This window comes from Streptomyces sp. NPDC037273, assembly GCF_055603625.1.
Map to the genome: position 1 here is coordinate 147,418 of NZ_JBVJVO010000003.1, position 16,856 is coordinate 164,273.

The window sequence follows — 16,856 nt, forward strand, 5'->3', positions numbered from 1 at the left end:
AACACTTAGGGACATATGGGAGGCACTCCATGCGCGGAGCCACGCACGCCAAGTGGGCCGCACTGGCCACCGCCGTCGCCCTCGCGGCGACCGCCTGCGGTGGTGACGACAGCGGCGGCGGCGGAGGTGCCGACGGCATCGTGAGTTCCTCGTGGGGCGATCCGCAGAACCCGCTGGAGCCCGCGAACACGAACGAGGTCCAGGGCGGCAAGGTCCTCTCCATGATCTTCCGCGGGCTCAAGCAGTACGACCCGAAGACCGGCGAGGCCAAGGACATGCTCGCCGAGAAGATCGAGACCACCGACTCGACGAACTTCGCGATCACGGTCAAGGACGGCTGGACCTTCTCCAACGGCGAGAAGGTCACCGCCAAGTCCTTCGTCGACGCCTGGAACTACGGCGCCCATCTGAAGAACAACCAGAAGAACGCGTACTTCTTCGGGCAGATCGAGGGCTACGACAAGGTCCACCCCGAGAAGGGCGAACCGACCGCCGAGACCATGTCCGGCCTCAAGGTGACCGGCGACCGCACCTTCACGGTCAAGCTCACCCAGAAGTTCTCCACCTGGCCGATCACCCTCGGCTACTCGGCCTTCTCGCCGCTGCCCAAGGCCTTCTTCGACGACCACGCGGCCTGGCTCTCCAAGCCCGTCGGCAACGGCCCGTACACCGTCGACTCGTACTCCAAGGGTTCCCAGATGGCCCTCAAGCGCTGGGACGCCTACCCCGGCAGCGACAAGGCCCAGAACGGCGGCATCACCCTCAAGGTCTACACCGACAACAACACCGCCTACACGGACCTGACGGCCGGCAACCTCGACCTCGTCGACGACGTGCCCGCCTCCCAGCTCAAGAACGTCGCGGCCGACCTCGGCGACCGGTACATCAACGTCCCCGCCGGCATCATCCAGACCCTGTCCTTCCCGTTCTACGACGCGGACTGGAACAAGCCGGGACAGGAGAAGCTCCGCCAGGGCCTCTCCATGGCGATCGACCGCAACCAGATCACCGAGACGATCTTCCAGAAGACCCGCACCCCCGCCGTCGACTGGACCTCCCCGGTCCTCGGCGCCGAAGGCGGCTACAAGGACCTCTGCGGCGAGTTCTGCAAGTACGACGCCGCGAAGGCCAAGCAGCTCGTCGCCGAGGGCGGCGGCATCCCCGGCGGCACGATGAAGATCTCGTACAACGCCGACACCGGCTCCCACAAGGAATGGGTCGACGCGGTCTGCAACTCCATCAACCGCGCCCTCGGCGACAACAAGGCCTGCGTCGGCAACCCGGTCGGCACCTTCGCCGACTACCGCAACCAGGTCACCCAGTCGAAGATGGAAGGCCCCTTCCGGGCCGGCTGGCAGATGGACTACCCGCTCATCCAGAACTTCCTCCAGCCGCTGTACTACACCAACGCCTCGTCCAACGACGGCAAGTACTCGAGCCCCGAGTTCGACAAGCTCGTCAACGACGCCAACGCCGAGGCCGACACCAAGAAGGCCGTCGACCTCTTCCAGCAGGCCGAGGGCGTCCTCCGCGACGACATGGGCGCCATCCCGCTCTGGTACCAGAACGGCAGCGCCGGCTACTCGGAGCGCGTCTCCAACGTCTCCCTGAACCCCTTCAGCGTGCCGGTCTACGACCAGATCAAGGTCAACTGACGCCGTAGCGGACAGGCGGTGTACGGCCCGGGCCGCGGACCCCCGCACCGGGCCGTACGCCGTCCCGCAACCCACCCACCCTGGAGGCCTCCGTGGGTCGATACGTGATCCGGCGGCTGCTGCAGATGATCCCGGTCTTCTTCGGCGCCACGCTGTTGATCTTCCTGATGGTGAACGTGATGGGCGACCCCATCGCCGGACTCTGCGGCGACCGCGCCTGCGATCCGGCCACCGCCGCACAGCTCAAGAAGGAGTTCGGCCTCGACAAGCCGGTCTGGCAGCAATACCTGACCTACATGGGCAACGTCTTCACCGGCGACTTCGGCACCGCCTTCAACGGCCAGCCCGTCACCGAGCTGATGTCCACCGCCTTCCCGGTCACCATCAGGCTCACCATCGTCGCGATCATCTTCGAGATCGTCATCGGCATCAGCCTCGGCGTCGTCACCGGCCTCAAGCGCGGCCGCCCCGTCGACACCACCGTCCTGCTGCTGACCCTGGTCGTGCTCTCCGTCCCGACCTTCGTGACCGGCCTGCTCATCCAGCTGCTCCTCGGCGTCAAATGGGGCTGGATCAAGCCCGCCGTCTCGCCGGAGGCCAACTGGGACGAGCTCATCGTCCCCGGCCTGGTGCTGGCCTCCGTCTCCCTCGCGTACGTCACCCGGCTCACCCGGACCTCGATCGCCGAGAACAAGCGCGCCGACTACGTCCGCACCGCCGTCGCCAAGGGCCTGCCCCGCCACCGGGTCATCAGCCGCCACCTGCTGCGCAACAGCCTCATCCCCGTGGTGACGTTCATCGGCGCCGACGTCGGCGCCCTCATGGGCGGAGCCATCGTCACCGAACGGATCTTCAACATCCACGGCGTCGGCTACCAGCTCTACCAGGGCATCGTCCGCCAGAACACCCAGACCGTGGTCGGCTTCGTGACCATCCTCGTCCTGGTGTTCCTGCTGGCCAACCTCCTGGTCGACCTCCTGTACGCCGTCCTTGACCCGAGGATTCGCTATGCCTGAGCAGCCCGAGCCGCTTGAGTCCTACGACGACGGCCGAGCCATCGCCCCGACCGGCGCCGGCGGCGCGGCCGACCTCGCGACGGCCGAAGCGGAAACGCTGGAGAAGACCCCGGGCGGCCCGCTGGGCACCGGCCCCGACAGGAAGCCCCGCTCCCTGTGGTCCGACGCCTGGCACGACCTGCGCCGCAACCCGATCTTCATCGTGTCGGGGCTCGTCATCCTCTTCCTGGTCGTCATCTCCATCTGGCCCTCCCTGATCGCCTCCGGAGACCCCCTCGACTGCGACCTGTCCAAGGCCCAGGAAGGCTCCCAGCCCGGCCACCCCTTCGGCTTCAACGGCCAGGGCTGCGACGTCTACACCCGCACCGTCTACGGCGCCCGGACGTCCGTGACCGTCGGCGTCCTCGCCACCCTCGGCGTCGCCGTCCTCGGCAGCATCCTCGGCGGACTCGCCGGCTTCTTCGGCGGCGTCTGGGACGGCATCCTCTCCCGCATCACCGACGTCTTCTTCGCCATCCCCGTCGTCCTCGGCGGCCTGGTGCTCCTCTCCGTGGTCACCAGCGCCACCGTCTGGCCCGTCATCGGCTTCATGGTGCTGCTGGGCTGGCCGCAGCTCTCCCGGATCGCCCGCGGCTCCGTCATCACCGCCAAACAGAACGACTACGTCCAGGCGGCCCGGGCCCTCGGCGCCTCCAACTCGCGGATGCTGCTGCGCCACATCGCGCCCAACGCGATCGCCCCCGTGATCGTCGTCGCCACCATCGCCCTCGGCACGTACATCGCGCTCGAAGCGACCCTGTCGTACCTCGGCGTCGGCCTGAAGCCGCCGACCGTCTCCTGGGGCATCGACATCTCCTCGGCGTCCCAGTACATCCGGAACGCGCCCCACATGCTGCTCTGGCCGGCCGGCGCGCTCGCCGTCACCGTGCTCGCCTTCATCATGCTCGGCGACGCCGTCCGCGACGCCCTCGACCCGAAGCTGAGGTAGGGACCCATGCTGCTCGAAGTGCGCGACCTGCACGTGGAGTTCCACACCCGGGACGGGGTCGCCAAGGCCGTCAACGGCGTCGACTACTCCGTCGACGCCGGGGAGACCCTCGCCGTCCTCGGCGAGTCCGGCTCCGGCAAGTCGGTCACCGCCCAGGCCGTCATGGGCATCCTCGACATCCCCCCGGGGAAGATCACCCAGGGCGAGATCCTCTTCCAGGGCCAGGACCTCCTGAAGCTCAAGGAGGAGGAGCGGCGCAAGATCCGCGGCGCGAAGATGGCGATGGTGTTCCAGGACGCCCTGTCCTCCCTCAACCCCGTCGTCAGCGTCGGCGACCAGCTCGGCGAGATGTTCCAGGTCCACAAGGGCATGTCCCGCAAGGACTCCCGGGCCAAGGCCGTCGAACTCATGGACCGGGTCCGCATCCCCGCCGCCAAGGAACGCGTCGGCCAGTACCCCCACCAGTTCTCCGGCGGCATGCGCCAGCGCATCATGATCGCGATGGCGCTCGCCCTCGAACCCCAGCTGATCATCGCCGACGAGCCCACCACCGCCCTCGACGTCACCGTCCAGGCGCAGGTCATGGACCTCCTCGCCGAGCTCCAGCGCGAACTGAACATGGGCCTCATCCTGATCACCCACGACCTCGGCGTCGTCGCCGACGTCGCCGACAAGATCGCCGTCATGTACGCCGGCCGGATCGTCGAACGGGCCCCCGTCCACGAGATCTACAAGGCCCCCGCCCACCCCTACACCAAGGGCCTCCTCGAATCGATCCCGCGCCTGGACCAGAAGGGCCAGGAGCTGTACGCGATCAAGGGCCTGCCCCCCAACCTGCTCGACATCCCGCCCGGCTGCGCCTTCAACCCGCGCTGCCCGCTCGCCCAGGACGTCTGCCGCACCGACGTCCCCCCGCTCTACGACGTGACCGAGTCCCCGGTGCCGCGCTCCAGCGCCTGCCACTTCTGGAAGGAGTGCCTCCATGGCTGAGGCGATTCTCGAAGTCCGGGACCTCCACAAGCACTACCCGCTCACCCAGGGCATCCTCTTCAAGAAGCAGGTCGGCGCCGTCAAGGCCGTCGACGGCGTCGACTTCGACCTCGCCGCCGGCGAGACCCTCGGCATCGTCGGCGAATCCGGCTGCGGCAAGTCGACCGTCGCCAAGATGCTGGTCAACCTCGAACGGCCGACCTCGGGCGAGATCCGCTACAAGGGCGAGGACATCGGCAAGCTCTCCCCGCGCGCGCTCAAGGCCGTCCGCCGCAACATCCAGATGGTCTTCCAGGACCCGTACACCTCGCTCAACCCCCGCATGACCGTCGGCGACATCATCGGCGAGCCCTACGAGATCCACCCCGAGGTGGCCCCCAAGGGCGACCGGCGCCGCAAGGTCCAGGACCTCCTGGACGTCGTCGGCCTGAACCCGGAGTACATCAACCGGTACCCCCACCAGTTCTCCGGCGGCCAGCGCCAGCGCATCGGCATCGCCCGCGGCCTCGCGCTCCAGCCCGAGATCATCGTCGCCGACGAACCGGTCTCCGCGCTCGACGTCTCCGTCCAGGCGCAGGTCGTCAACCTCCTGGAGAAGCTCCAGAGCGAGTTCTCCCTCTCGTACGTGTTCATCGCCCACGACCTCTCGATCGTGCGGCACATCTCCGACCGGGTCGGCGTCATGTACCTCGGCCGGATCGTCGAGATCGGCAGCGACGCCCAGATCTACGACCACCCCACCCACCCGTACACCCAGGCGCTGCTCTCCGCCGTGCCCGTGCCCGACCCGGAGGCCCGCGCGCACCGCGAGCGGATCATCCTGGCCGGCGACGTCCCCTCACCGGCCAACGTGCCCTCCGGCTGCCGCTTCCGCACCCGCTGCTGGAAGGCGCAGGAGCGCTGCACCCTGGAGGTCCCGCTCCTCGCCGTCCCCGCCGTCTTCCGCCTCACCGACAGCCCCGCCAAGCACGACTCGGCCTGCCACTTCGCCGAGGAGAAGCAGGTCGTCCCCCCGGAGAACGGCGGCGACGGCGACAACGGCGACCGTCACGGCGACGACGTGGACGGCAGCGGCGGCCCCGAACCCAAGTCCCTCTGACGCCAGCCGCTTTAACCTCCGGGCAACTCGACGGAAGCCCCTCCGATATACGACGACGGCAGGCTCCTCACCGTACGGCCGTGCGGGTGCCGTAAGCCGGCCGGGACGCCCCAAGCGCCCCGGCCGGCTGTCTGATTCCCACCCGACTTCCCCCGTACATGCGGAACCGCTTGTTTCGGTCGGTCGCGACCGTGAGTATCGGGTCCGTGACTGTGACACGACCGGCACGTCTCACGGGCGCCGCGCTGTGCGCCGCGCTCGCACTCATCGCCGCCGTGTGGATCCTCAAGGACCTCGCCGCGCTCGGGTCGCCCGTCGACCTCGCCTGGTACTGGGCCGGGGACCACCTCTTCCTCATGCGGGGACGGTCCGCGACCTCGCTGACCGACCCGGTGCTGCTGGTCGTCTCGGCGGCGGCCGCCGTCGCCGCCCTGCGCTCCCGGCACGCGGCCTCCGCACTCGCCGCCACCGGCACGGTCACCCTCGCGCTGCGGCTGCCCGGTCTCTGGGCGCCGGACAGCGGGGCGCTGGTCACCGCGCTCGTCGAACTGGCGCTGGCCGCGGGACTTGTCGTCACCGCCGCCGCGGGCCGCCGCCCGCCGGCCGCCGCGTACGAACAGCTCCCCACCCGGCCCCGCACGGGCCGCGCCGTCGCCGCCGGGGTCCTCCTCGGCGTCGCCGCCGTCGTCGTGGCCCTGTGGGAGGTGTACTGGGCGACCGAACTGCCCGTGGAGATCACCGTCGACCGGCTCACCGGCGGCCGGTCCATCGTCAAACCCGCCCTCGCCACCCCGCCCGGCTGGCAGGCCGTCATGCTCGTCGGCCTGTACGGGACGGCCGCCGGCTCGGCCTTCGCCCGCGCCCGCCACAGCCGCGCCTTCGGCCTGCTCGCCGGAGGGTTCCTGGCCGCCGGCGGCCTCGCCGAGGTCGCGCGGGCCGTCCGCTACGAGCAGCTCGCCCACTTCGGCGAACTGCCCTACGTCCAGCAGCTGATCCTGCTCACCGGCGTCTTCGACCTGCTGAGCGGCCTCGCGGTGCTCTTCCTGCTCGCCCCGCGCGGCACCCAGGACCCCGCACCCACCCCGTACGGCCGCCCCGGCCCGTACGGCTCCCCCGGCCCCTACGGGCAGCCCGGTCCCTACGGCCAGCCCGGTCCCTACGGGTCCTACGGGTCCTACGGGTCCTACGGGCAGGCGGGGGCCGTGCCGCCGGCCCCGCCCTCCCCGCCGCCGCCCGGCTGGTGAGTCACCCCGCCAGACCGAGCGAGCGCTTCAGGAAGTCCACCTGGAGCAGGAGCAGGTTCTCCGCCACCTGCTCCTGCGGCGTCATGTGCGTGACCCCCGACAGCGGCAGCACCTCGTGCGGCCGGCCCGCCGCGAGCAGGGCCGAGGAGAGCCGCAGCGCGTGCGCGACCACGACGTTGTCGTCGGCGAGACCGTGCACGATCATCATCGGCCTGGCCGGCCCCTCGGGCGCCGTGAGACCGTCGTCGGTCAGCAGCGACTGCGCCGCGTACACCTCGGGATCGTCCTGCGGGGTGCCGAGGTACCGCTCCGTGTAGTGGGTGTCGTACAGCCGCCAGTCCGTCACCGGCGCGCCCACCACCGCCGCGTGGAAGACATCGGGCCGCTGGAGCACCGCACGGGCCGCCAGGTACCCGCCGTACGACCAGCCGCGCACCGCCACCCGCCCGAGGTCCAGCGGGAACCGCCCGGCGAGCCCGAGCAGCGCGTCCACCTGGTCGTCCAGCGTCGGCGTCAGATCGCGCAGGATCGCCTTCTCCCAGGCGGGGGAGCGGCCCGGCATGCCACGCCCGTCCGCGACGACCACCGCGAAGCCCTGGTCGGCGAACCACTGCGCGGTCAGATACGGGTTGTGCGCGGCGAGCACCCGCTGCCCGTGCGGCCCGCCGTAGGGATCCATCAGGACCGGCAGCGGCCCGTCGCCCTCCTCGTACCCCGAGGGCAGCAGCACCGCGCAAGGGATCCGCCGGGCCCCCGCCTCGGTGAGCCGCACCCGGGCGGTGATCACCGGCCGTTGCGCGTACGAGGCCACCACCGCGACCTGTTCGCCGTCCCGCAGCACCCGGGCCACGCTCCCCGGCTCCCCGGGCCTCGCCGACACCAGGACCGTGACCGCCCCGGAGCGCACCGCCCCGTGCACCCCGGCGCCCTCCGAGAGCCGCTCGGCCCCCTTCGCCGCCGACACCCGGTACACGTGGATCGCGCCGGTCTCCGGATCAGCCGCCGCCTCGCCCGCCGACGCCGTCACGAGCACGTCGTCCGCGCCGACGTCGAGCACCGCCCGCACGTGCAGGTCCGCGCCCGTCCACGCCTCGTCCCCGACGGCCAGGGCCCGCGCCCCGCCGCCGTCCGTGATCCGGACGAGCCCGTCCCCCGGCCCCCAGGCGGGCACGCCCCGGTGCAGCTCCAGCCACGCCGGGTCCGCCTCCGCCCGTACGGTCGAGGTCGTCCCCGTCGCCACGTCCACCGCGAGGAACAGCTGCTCGCGCTGCTCCCGGGTCTGTACGAGCAGCAGCGGCGCCCCGGCCGCCGACCAGTGCACCCGCCCCAGGTACGGATACCGCTCCCGGTCCCACACCACCTCGGTGCGCGCCCCGTCGAGCCCCACCAGGAACAGCCGCACCTCGGCGTTGGCCGTGCCCGCCGCCGGATACCCCACCCGCTGGGGCTCCCGCTCCGGATGCGCCGGGTCGGCGATCCACCAGCGCCGCACGGCCCGGTCGTCCACCCGCGCCACGAGCAGTCGGTCCGCACTCGGGGACCACCAGTAGCCGCGGTCGCGGCTCATCTCCTCCGAGGCGATGAATTCGGCCAATCCGTAGGAGACGTGCCCGTCCTCGGGACCGGCGAGCTCCCGGTCGCCCGAACCGTCCGCGCCGACCACCCGCAGCGCGCCCTCCGCCACGTACGCCACGAGGCGCCCGTCCGGCGAGGGACGGGGGTCGATCACCGGCCCCGGCACCGGCAGCTCCCGTGCCGTCCCGGCCCGCAGCTCCGCCGTGAAAAGCCGTCCCGACAGGGCGAACGCCGCCAGCTCCACCGCCGCGTCCACCGCGTACGCCACGATGCCGGCCGAGCCCTCGCGGCTCCGCTCCCGGCGCGCCCGCTCCTCCGGGGACAGCTCCTCTTCGGCTCCCGCGAGCAGCACCGCCGGGTCGGCGGCCACGCGTTCCGCCGGAGTCCCGCTCGACGGCAGGTCGAGAACCCACAGCCGGTGCGAGCGGTCCGTCCCCGAGCCGGAGCGCGTGAACACGACCCGCTCCCCGTCGGGTGACACCGAGAATCCCCGCGGAACGCCCAGCGTGAAGCGCTGGGTGCGGGCGAGCTGGCGCGGGAAGGAGAGCGGGGCCTGGGGTGTGGCCTGCTGCTGTGGCGTCGAGATCATGAGGCTGAAAGTAGCGCCGTGCGCCCCCCTCGTGCCTCCGTCCGCCGATCGATGCGATGGCACGGATAGTTATGATCCGTAGCGCTAGGTGGGTATGCAGTCCCTTGTGTGCCGCCGTCTGGCACATGCTCGCTGCCCGATCCGCTCGAATATCCGACCGAAGTGTGGAGGTGAACCGCCGTGGCACTCTCGATTTCGGCGGTGGTGCTGCTGGCGATCGTCGTCTTCCTGCTGATCCGGAAATCCGGGCTGAAGGCCGGCCACGCGGCGGTCTGCGCGCTCCTGGGCTTCTACCTGGCCAGCTCGTCCATGGCCTCGTCGATCAGCACCCTGACGACGAACGTGGCGAGCATGATCGGCGGCCTCAAGTTCTGACCCCGCGGGGTACCGCCCGGGTTCCGGAGCCCGGGCGGGAGGGGTCTCGTAGGGTGGGGACATGACCGATCTCCCCGCCCGTCGTCTGCTCCTCGTGCACGCGCACCCGGACGACGAGTCGATCAACAACGGCGCCACCATGGCCAGGTACGCGGCCGAGGGCGCCCTTGTCACCCTGGTCACCTGCACGCTCGGCGAGGAGGGCGAGGTCATCCCGCCCGGCCTCGCCCACCTGGCCCCCGACCGGGAGGACCGGCTCGGCCCGCACCGGGTCGGCGAACTCGCCGCCGCGATGCGCGAGCTGGGCGTCACCGACCACCGGTTCCTCGGCGGCCCCGGCCGCTTCCGCGACTCCGGGATGATGGGCGTCGAGCAGAACAAGCGCGACAACGCCTTCTGGAACACCGACGTCGACACCGCCGCCCCCTACCTCGTCGAAGTGATCCGCGAGACCCGCCCGCAGGTCCTGATCACCTACGACCCCGACGGCGGCTACGGCCACCCCGACCACATCCAGGCCCACCGGGTCGCCACCCGCGCCGCCGAACTCGCCGCCGACCCCGCGTACCGGCCCGACCTCGGCCCCGCCCACCCGATCGCCAAGATCTACTGGAACCGGGTGCCCCGCCCGGTCGCCGAGGCCGGCTTCGCCCGGCTCCGCGCCGAGGGCTCCGCCTTCCCCGCCGTCGCCGCCCTCGACGACGTCCCCGGCGTCGTCGACGAGGACCGCATCACCGCCGAGATCGAGGCGCGTCCCGAGCACGCGGCCCGCAAGAGCGCCGCGATGGCCGCGCACGTCACCCAAGTCGCCGTCGACGGTCCCTTCTTCGCCCTCTCCAACGACCTCGGTCAGCCGATCTTCACCACCGAGTACTACGAGTTGGTCCAGGGCACGCCGGGCGCCCCCGCCGGCACCCGCGAGACCGACCTCTTCGCGGGGGTGACCGCGTGAGCGCCTCCCCGTCCGCGACGCCGGACCCGAAGCGCGGTGCCAAGGCGAACTCGCGGCCGGGCGCGAAGGCGGCCGACCCGAAGCCGGCTCCGAAGCCCGCGCCCGCGCCCGAGGCGATGCCGTCGCCGGCCGTCCGGTACGCCTGGTACGGCGTCCTGGTCGTGCTCGGCGCCCTCGTCGGGACCGCCGGCGCCCTCGTCCAAGCGGCCTGGTTCCCCGGCGGCTTGCTCCTCGCCCTCCTCGCGTCGGCGGGCCTCTTCTACGGCGGGCTGCGCGCCACCGGCACCCAGGTCTCCGTCGGCGCGGCCGGCGGCGGCTGGCTCCTCGCGATCGTGCTGCTCAGCCTCGGACGCCCCGAGGGCGACGGGGTGTTCGGCGGAGGCGTCGGAGAGCTGCTCTTCCTCTTCGGCGGAATGGCGGTCGCTGTGATGTGCACCACGCTCTTCCGCTTGCCGCGTCCCACCCCGTGATCAGCGCGACTTGAGCACCGGCACGTCCTGACTTCGGCCGGAATGACCGTCGTACGTCACCCGGGGATCGGGTACGAGACGGCGGCGGCCAGTATGGTGGTGCGCGCCGCCGAACCGCCCGGGTAACACGAGCATCTGCAAGAGCGGGCGGTGGAGCCAACCGGGAGATCCTGCTTTGAGTCGTGAATCTGGTCGAGAGACTGACAGTTCGTCCTCCGGCGCCCAGGGGCGCGGTGGAGCCGCGTACCCCTCGGGTACCCCGCCGTACGGATCCCGCCAGTATCCGTCGCTCCACCCCACGCAGGACGCGCCGGAGGAGACCCCCGTCGCGTCCGCTCCGCCCGAGGAGCCCAAGACCGAGACGACCCTGACGACCCGGATCCGGATCAACATCCCGGGTTCGCGGCCGATCCCGCCGGTCGTCGTCCGGCAGACGGTCAACGAGACGCCCGCCCCGGACGCCGAGCCGGAGCCGTCGCCCGTCGCCGAGCCGGAGCCCGCGCCCGTGGCGGCCCCCGAGCCGCCGCAGGCCGAGGAGGCGCCGAAGCCGAAGGAGACCAGCGACTGGTTCGCGCCCCGCAAGGCCGCGGCCCCGGCGCCCTCCGCCCCCGCGCTTCCGGCCGCCCCGGCGCCCACCCTCAAGGCCTCCCCGCAGGCCACCGGCCCCGACACCCAGGGCACCGGTTTCGCCGGCTCCGCCACCTCCGGCGTCCCCACGGTCGGCAGCACCCCCTCCAGCCGCCCCGTCACCGCCAACCCCCTCTACGAGAACGGGACCCCCGCCGGCGGCGTCCCGATGTACGACGGGACCCCGGCCGGCGGCACCCCCCGGTACGACGGGACGCCCTCGGGGGGCACCCCGAGGTACGACGGGACCCCCGCGGGCGGCACCCCCAGGTACGACGGCACCCCCGCGGGCGGCGTCCCGATGTACGACGGCACCCCCGCCGCCGGAACCCCGATGTACCCGGGGACACCCGCCGGCGGCACGCCCGCCTACCCCGGACCGGCCGTCGCCGCGCCGACCGGACCCACGACGGGCCCGGTCACCGGAACCGCCACCCTCGGCGGGCCCGGCCCGTTCAGGGGCCCGGGCGCGGGCTCGCCGTTCCCCGGCGGCGGAGCGCCCCGCATGTCGGACGACACCGCGATCCTGACGCCGCAGGCACCCGCGCCGGCCCCGGGGCCCGGACGGACGACCGCGCCCGGCCAGGGCACGGCGGCCGACGGCGGTGCCGGACACGTCTCCGGGGACACGCTGACCAGCGGCATCCCCGTGGTCCCGCCGGGCGCCGCCCGGCCGAACCTCACCCCGCGCCTCGACGAGCAGCTGAAGCCCGCGCCCGCACCGGCGCCGCGCCCGGCCCCCGCGGCCGAGCGCGCCCCGGCGAAGAAGGGCCGCTCCAAGCTGGTCCTCGCCGCCGCCGGAGTCGTCGGCCTGGCCGGCGTCGCCTACGGCGCCGGACTGCTCCTCAACCACTCCGACGTCCCGAAGGGCACCACCGTGCTCGGCGTGGACATCGGCGGCGGCACGAAGGAGGAGGCCGTCAACAAGCTGGAGAAGGCCCTCGGCGCCCGCGCCCACGCGCCGCTCCAGCTCAGCGTCGGCGGCCAGAAGGTCCAGCTGGCCCCCGACAAGGCGGGTCTGGGTCTCGACAGCCAGGAGACCGTCCGCGCGGCGGCCGGCAGCGACTACAACCCGGTCTCCGTCATCGGCTCCCTCTTCGGCGGCGAGCGGATCGCCAGGCCGGTCTTCCCGGTCGACAAGGAGAAGCTGGCCGTCGCCCTCACGGACCTGGCGGGCAACTCCGCCTCGGCGACCGAGGGCACGATCCTCTTCGCGCCGAACAAGGTGACCCCCGTCCCGGGCAAGCCCGGCAAGGGCCTCGACGTCCAGCGCTCGATGATCTCCGTCCAGGACGCCTTCCGCGCCCAGGTCGAGACGGGCCAGGGCAAGCTCGTCGAACTGCCCGTCACCACCCGGCAGCCGTCCATCACCCAGGCCGAGCTCGACCGGGCGATGAAGGAGTTCGCCACCCCCGCCATGTCCGGCCTGATCCGGATCCAGGCGGGCGGCAAGAAGATCGACTTCGGCCCGGCGCGGTCGCTGCCGCAGATCCTCTCCATGAAGGCCGTCGACGGCCGGCTGGTCGAGGTCTACGACAAGAAGGCGATCGAGCGGCTCCTCGACGGCGCCTTCGACGGCGTCATGATCACCAAGGGCGACGGCACCAAGCACCAGGTCTCCGCCGACGACGTCGCCTTCGTCATGCGCGACGCCCTCCGCGGCAAGAACCTCGCCGAGCGCACCAAGACGATCGACCTCAGCGGCAACGGCTGACGGCCCGCCCCCGAGCGCCCGAGCCCCCGCCCTTCCCAGGGACGGGGGCTCGCCGCGTACGGGGCCTTCACCACTCGCCCCCGTACCGCTCCTTCCGGGCCCGCAGCCAGGCCTCGATCTCGCGCCGCTCGGCGCCCGAGGCGGCGCGCAGGTCCTCCGCCCTGATCGTGGCGACGAAGCGGGTGAAGCGGACCCGCCGCTGCACCCCGTCCACCCCGATCACCTTGCCCGGCCCGTACACATCGGTCCCGGTGTGGGCGACGAAGCTGCCCGTGCCGTGAGACGTCCCCATCTCCACCCTTCCTCTCCGCCCGCGCCGTGCGGAGCCCGCGCCCGCATTCTGCCGTCGCGGGCGCCGGGCCCGGCCGAGGCGGGGCGGGTGTGTCAGGGGCGCGGTTCAGGAGCCGGGCATCGCGGCCAGGGCCGCGCGGGAGATCTCGGTGGCCTCCCGCTCGCAGCCGGCGGCGGGGTGGGGGGTGCCGCCGAGGGAGACGTAGAGGATGAGGTTGCCCTTGCGGACGTAGAGGGTGCAGGTGGTGTTCTCGTCGGAGGGCGCGCTCCAGAAGGCCTCGTCGGCGAAGGGGACGGAGGTGGGCCGTTCGCCTTCCGCGTCGTCGGCGAACTCGGCTTCCTGACGGGTGGTGGCGTTCTCGTCGGTGCCGGCGGTGCGGCGGAGGTGCCAGCGGACCATGGCGTGGGCGTAGCGGTCCCAGCCGCCGCCGACGGTGGCGTCCCTGGGGTACCAGGAGCAGCTGGTCTCGGCGGAGTCCGAGTACTCGGTGTAGACGTCCTGGTCGGTCCTGCGGTCCGCCGCCGGCAGCGGCAGGCCGCCGGCCACGTCCGCGCAGACCGGCATGGTGACGTACAGGTCGGGCGGGCCGGCCTTGTCGTCGCGCAGGGACCACCAGGCGCCCGCGCCGAGGACGCAGAGGGCGACCGCGGCGGCGACGGCGGCCGGGCCGCGGCGCCCGCGGGGCCTCGCGGGCGGGGCGGAAGGGGCGGACAGCCGGGTGGCGACGGCCGTGCGGGCCGGGTCGCCGCCGTCCGGAGGGAGGACCACCGTGCGTTCGGGGTCGTCGGGGCGGCCGAGGAGGTGCTCGACGGCCCGCCGCTGGTTGGCGATCAGCGCGTGGACGGCGGGCGGCCACTGCCGGGCGGCGGGCGCCGCGGGGCCGAGCGCGGCGAGCAGGGCGGCGGCGGTGGGACGGGCGGCGGGGTCCTTGGCCAGGCACCGGGCGACGAGCCCGCGCAGTTCGTCCGGCACGGCGCCGAGGTCGGGCTCGGTGTGGACGACGTTGTAGAGCGCCTGGAGGGTCGAGGGGCCGGCGAAGGGGCTGCGGCCGGTGGCGGCGAGGACCAGGACGGAGCCGAGCGAGAACACGTCGCTCGCCGGGCTGAGTTCCTTGCCCTCGGCCTGCTCCGGGGACATGAAGGGCGGTGAGCCGACGACCAGTCCGGTCGCGGTGAGCTCGGCCAGGTTCCCGCCCTCGGCCGCGCGGGCGATGCCGAAGTCGATGACCCGGGCGCCTTCCTCGGAGAGCAGGACGTTCTCGGGCTTGAGGTCGCGGTGGATGAGCCCCGCCCGGTGGATCTCCTCCAGGGCCGTCGCGAGCTGCACGGCGAGCCGTCGCACGGTCCCGACGGGCAGCGTCCCGGAGCGTTGCACGGCCGCGCCGAGCGAGGGCCCGGCGACGAACACCGAGGCCAGCCAGGGCCGCGGAGCGTCCGCGTCGGCCGCCATCACGGCGGCCGTGCAGGCGCCGGACACCTTGCGGGAGGCCTCGACCTCGCGGCGGAAGCGCGCCCTGAAGTCCCCGTCGGCGGCGAGCCGGGCGTGCACCTGCTTGACGGCCGCGAGCCGTCCGTCCGGCGCCGCGCCGAGGAACACCCGGCCCATGCCGCCGCGCCCGAGCTCGGCGATCAGCCGGTAGGGGCCGGCCGCCCGCGGGTCGGAGGGACCGAGGGGCCGGGTCACGGGTTCGCCGCCTTCTTGTCGGTCGTCCTCCGGGTCGTCGCCACGGCCTGCAGGGCGCTCGCCTCGGTGAGCTTCTCGCAGGAGCCCACGGGGTAGGAGGGCCCCTGGACGAGGACGAAGACCGCCAGGTTCACATCGCGGGCGTACAGGACGCAGCGGTTGCCCTCGGGCTTGTACCAGAGGGCCTCCTCGGCGAAGCCGAGGTCGAAGACCCGCCGGGTCTCGCCGCGGATGTAGTAGCCCTCGTGGTGCCGCTTCGCCTGCTCGGCGCCGGTCGCGCCGCCCGGCTCGGCCGTGAAGAGGTCCCAGGCGACGGAGACCTTGTCGCCGGAGCGGGTGTTCCAGTCGCACTGGTTCGTCCACGCGCCCATGTACTTCGTGGGCGGACGCCCGTCGTCCCCGGCCGGCCGCGCGACGAAGCCGGGCGGCATCGTCATCGCCTCGTACACCTGGGCACAGGACTTCAGGGGTTCCGCGTACCAGTCGGTCACCTGGCTCAGCGGTACGTTCCCCGGCGTCGGCACGGGCTCGTCCGCGAACAGGTAGTACGCGTCCGCCGCCCACCCGGTCGCCGCGGACACCGCGCAGGCGACCGCGAGGAACCCGGCGGCGACGGCGGTGGCGGTGATCCACCGCCGGCGGCGCCGCGGAGCGCGTACGGGCTGGGCCGGCGGCGGGGGAGCGGGGAGGGCGCGCACCAGCCGCTCCACCCGCTCCTGCTGTGCGGCGATCCGCTCGTCGACGCGCGGCGGCCAGGGCCGGCGGGCCGGGGGCACGGGGCCGACCAGGGCGAGGACGTCGGCGGCCGAGGGCCGCCGCCCGGGCTCCTTGGCGAGGCAGGCGCCGACGAGACCGCGCAGGGCGGGCGGTACGGCGTCGAGGTCGGGGTCCTGGTGGGCGATGGCGTACATGAGCGCGGGGGCCGAGTCGCCGTCGAAGGGGACCTTGCCCGTGCAGGCGACGGCCAGGGTCGCGCCGAGCGCGAAGACGTCGGCGGCCGGGCCCGGGTTCTCGCCCCTGATCTGCTCGGGCGCCATGAAGGCGGGGGAGCCGACCAGCGCGCCGGTGTGCGTCAGCTTCGTCAGGTGGTCGGCGGCCCTGGCGATGCCGAAGTCGATCACCCGGACGCCGTCGGCCGTCAGCACGACGTTCGACGGCTTGAGGTCGCGGTGGACGAGGCCCACCCGGTGGATGTCGGCGAGCGCCTGGGCGAGGCCCGCGGCGAGCCGCCGTACCGCGTCCTCGGGCAGGACACCCCCGGCCACGGCCTCGCTCAGGGTCGGGCCCGCCAGGAACAGCGAGGCCAGCCAGGGCGTCGGCGCGTCCGGGTCGGCGTCGACCACCGGGGCCGTGAAGGCTCCGGAGACGCGGCGGGAGGCGTCGACCTCGCGCCGGAACCTGGCCCGGAAGCCGTCGTCGTCGGCCAGGTCGGCGTGGACCCGCTTGATGGCGACGACCTGTCCGTTCGCCGCCGTGCCGAGCAGCACCCGGCCCATTCCGCCCTGCCCGAGCACGCCGAGCACCTGGAACGGCCCCACCCGCGACGGGTCGTCCGGCCCGCATGGCTCCATCTCGTCACCCTCCCCC

Annotated in this window: 14 protein-coding genes; 10 read left to right on the top strand and 4 right to left on the bottom strand. The window is 72.9% G+C overall.

Annotated features, from left to right (window positions below; genetic code table 11):
• Positions 1 to 29: 29 nt before the first annotated feature.
• From ACZ7G1_RS09975 to ACZ7G1_RS10000, 6 genes are all read left to right on the top strand, one after another.
• Positions 30 to 1,655: a peptide ABC transporter substrate-binding protein gene (locus ACZ7G1_RS09975; RefSeq protein ID WP_470872638.1), complete on the top strand. Its 1,626-nt coding sequence runs from the start codon at positions 30 to 32 to the stop codon at positions 1,653 to 1,655.
• Between the two features lie 92 nt (positions 1,656 to 1,747).
• Entirely contained in the window at positions 1,748 to 2,671 is a 924-nt protein-coding gene (locus ACZ7G1_RS09980; protein WP_470872636.1) for an ABC transporter permease, read from the top strand.
• Positions 2,664 to 3,659, top strand: a complete 996-nt coding sequence (locus tag ACZ7G1_RS09985) for an ABC transporter permease (RefSeq protein WP_470872634.1) — start codon at positions 2,664 to 2,666, stop codon at positions 3,657 to 3,659. The genes ACZ7G1_RS09980 and ACZ7G1_RS09985 overlap by 8 nt, the downstream gene beginning before the upstream one ends.
• Before the next feature lie 6 nt (positions 3,660 to 3,665).
• Entirely contained in the window at positions 3,666 to 4,649 is a 984-nt protein-coding gene (locus ACZ7G1_RS09990) for an ABC transporter ATP-binding protein (protein WP_470872632.1), read from the top strand.
• Complete coding sequence (locus ACZ7G1_RS09995; RefSeq protein WP_470872630.1) at positions 4,642 to 5,748, top strand: ABC transporter ATP-binding protein; 1,107 nt, start codon at positions 4,642 to 4,644, stop codon at positions 5,746 to 5,748. The genes ACZ7G1_RS09990 and ACZ7G1_RS09995 overlap by 8 nt, the downstream gene beginning before the upstream one ends.
• A 206-nt stretch (positions 5,749 to 5,954) precedes the next feature.
• On the top strand, positions 5,955 to 6,992 hold the full coding sequence (locus ACZ7G1_RS10000; protein WP_470872628.1) for a hypothetical protein: 1,038 nt from the start codon (positions 5,955 to 5,957) through the stop codon (positions 6,990 to 6,992).
• Between the two features lies 1 nt (position 6,993).
• Here the strand turns inward: ACZ7G1_RS10000 and ACZ7G1_RS10005 are convergent, their stop codons facing one another.
• Positions 6,994 to 9,156 (bottom strand): S9 family peptidase, encoded by a 2,163-nt coding sequence (locus ACZ7G1_RS10005; RefSeq protein WP_470872626.1) that lies wholly within the window; start codon positions 9,154 to 9,156, stop codon positions 6,994 to 6,996.
• A 180-nt stretch (positions 9,157 to 9,336) separates the two neighbouring features.
• On the opposite strand from ACZ7G1_RS10005, the gene ACZ7G1_RS10010 reads away from it, so the two are divergent.
• From ACZ7G1_RS10010 to ACZ7G1_RS10025, 4 genes are all read left to right on the top strand, one after another.
• Positions 9,337 to 9,531 carry a hypothetical protein gene (locus tag ACZ7G1_RS10010; RefSeq protein ID WP_367822525.1) on the top strand — a complete coding sequence of 65 codons (195 nt, stop codon included), beginning with the start codon at positions 9,337 to 9,339 and terminating at the stop codon, positions 9,529 to 9,531.
• A gap of 61 nt (positions 9,532 to 9,592) precedes the next feature.
• Positions 9,593 to 10,483, top strand: coding sequence for an N-acetyl-1-D-myo-inositol-2-amino-2-deoxy-alpha-D-glucopyranoside deacetylase (gene mshB / locus ACZ7G1_RS10015; RefSeq protein ID WP_470872624.1), 891 nt, complete (start codon positions 9,593 to 9,595; stop codon positions 10,481 to 10,483).
• Positions 10,480 to 10,953: a DUF6113 family protein gene (locus tag ACZ7G1_RS10020; protein ID WP_470872622.1), complete on the top strand. Its 474-nt coding sequence runs from the start codon at positions 10,480 to 10,482 to the stop codon at positions 10,951 to 10,953. The genes mshB and ACZ7G1_RS10020 overlap by 4 nt, the downstream gene beginning before the upstream one ends.
• A 175-nt stretch (positions 10,954 to 11,128) precedes the next feature.
• A complete protein-coding gene (locus tag ACZ7G1_RS10025; protein WP_470872620.1) occupies positions 11,129 to 13,294 on the top strand; it encodes a peptidoglycan binding domain-containing protein in 2,166 nt (721 codons plus the stop codon).
• A 67-nt stretch (positions 13,295 to 13,361) separates the two neighbouring features.
• Here the strand turns inward: ACZ7G1_RS10025 and ACZ7G1_RS10030 are convergent, their stop codons facing one another.
• The 3 genes from ACZ7G1_RS10030 to ACZ7G1_RS10040 form a co-directional block, all read right to left on the bottom strand.
• Positions 13,362 to 13,586 carry a hypothetical protein gene (locus ACZ7G1_RS10030; RefSeq protein ID WP_470872619.1) on the bottom strand — a complete coding sequence of 75 codons (225 nt, stop codon included), beginning with the start codon at positions 13,584 to 13,586 and terminating at the stop codon, positions 13,362 to 13,364.
• 105 nt (positions 13,587 to 13,691) lie between these two features.
• Entirely contained in the window at positions 13,692 to 15,269 is a 1,578-nt protein-coding gene (locus tag ACZ7G1_RS10035; RefSeq protein ID WP_470872617.1) for a serine/threonine-protein kinase, read from the bottom strand.
• The gene (locus ACZ7G1_RS10040; protein ID WP_470872615.1) at positions 15,266 to 16,840 is read right to left on the bottom strand and encodes a serine/threonine-protein kinase; all 1,575 of its coding nucleotides are present in this window, start codon (positions 16,838 to 16,840) and stop codon (positions 15,266 to 15,268) included. The genes ACZ7G1_RS10035 and ACZ7G1_RS10040 overlap by 4 nt, the downstream gene beginning before the upstream one ends.
• Positions 16,841 to 16,856: the final 16 nt, after the last annotated feature.